We start from the raw sequence: 774 nt of genomic DNA on the forward strand, positions 1-774 counted from the left end.
AGTAGTAAGTGGGAAATTAAAAAAACTCCTATCAGATAAGGAAAAACTAAGTCCTAAAAAGTGGAATGAAGAAAAAATTCTTTTAATGGTAAAGCTTGAAGAAATAAATAAAGAAAAAGATAAGATAAAAGATGAATACCAGGAAATTAATCATATAAAATATTCAGTAGATTTTGTAAACAAAGAACTTGGTATAGACTTATCCATAGAAATAGATAAGCTAATAAAACAAGGTGAAAAACCAAGTGTAATAGCACAGATTAAAAAATTCCAAGACCAAGTTAATAAAGATAATGAATACAGAGAAAGTATGAAAAACAAAAAAATGGATCAAGAAAGATAATATCTGGTAAAAATATCTTATCCAAGCTATAATATGACCAAGAAAATAAAGACCGTTCTAGGAGGTAATATAGATGAATAAAAGGCAAGAGCTAATAGATGAACTCATAAAAGCAGATCAAGATGGAACATACAAAACATATAAAAGCACAGAAGAATTAAAAGCAATGAACAATGAAGAAATACAGATTATATATTCCAACATGAAAAACTATCTATCAGACAAAAGAACACACATAAACTACTAAAGGTGGAAAAGCAAAATAAGAGCAGAAAAACAACAAAAGGTACAAATACCTAAGAAATATATAAAAACATCAAAATAAAGCATTCCACCACCAACAACAATAAAATAAAAACAATCAAAGGGAAGTATAGAAAAATTAAAGCCTATACTTCCCTTTTTTTAATTCAAACAAAGGAGAAAGAAAA

General features: G+C 26.9%; 2 protein-coding genes. Both read left to right on the plus strand.

Annotation, left to right across the window (positions count from 1 at the left end; genetic code table 11):
- Positions 1–343 (plus strand): hypothetical protein (locus tag HMPREF0072_RS10305; protein ID WP_039931481.1); only part of this gene is annotated, 343 nt, incomplete at its 5' end.
- A 73-nt stretch (positions 344–416) separates the two neighbouring features.
- Positions 417–590: a hypothetical protein gene (locus HMPREF0072_RS12200; RefSeq protein WP_004830357.1), complete on the plus strand. Its 174-nt coding sequence runs from the start codon at positions 417–419 to the stop codon at positions 588–590.
- The last annotated feature ends 184 nt before the right edge of the window (positions 591–774 follow it).

This window comes from Anaerococcus lactolyticus ATCC 51172 (assembly GCF_000156575.1).
GTDB classification, from domain to species: Bacteria; Bacillota; Clostridia; order Tissierellales; family Peptoniphilaceae; genus Anaerococcus; species Anaerococcus lactolyticus.

What these genes read in the sequence shown, in the direction of transcription:
- HMPREF0072_RS12200 (WP_004830357.1), top strand. Translation starts at nt 417, where the DNA reads ATGAATAAAAGGCAAGAGCTAATAGATGAACTCATAAAAGCAGATCAA.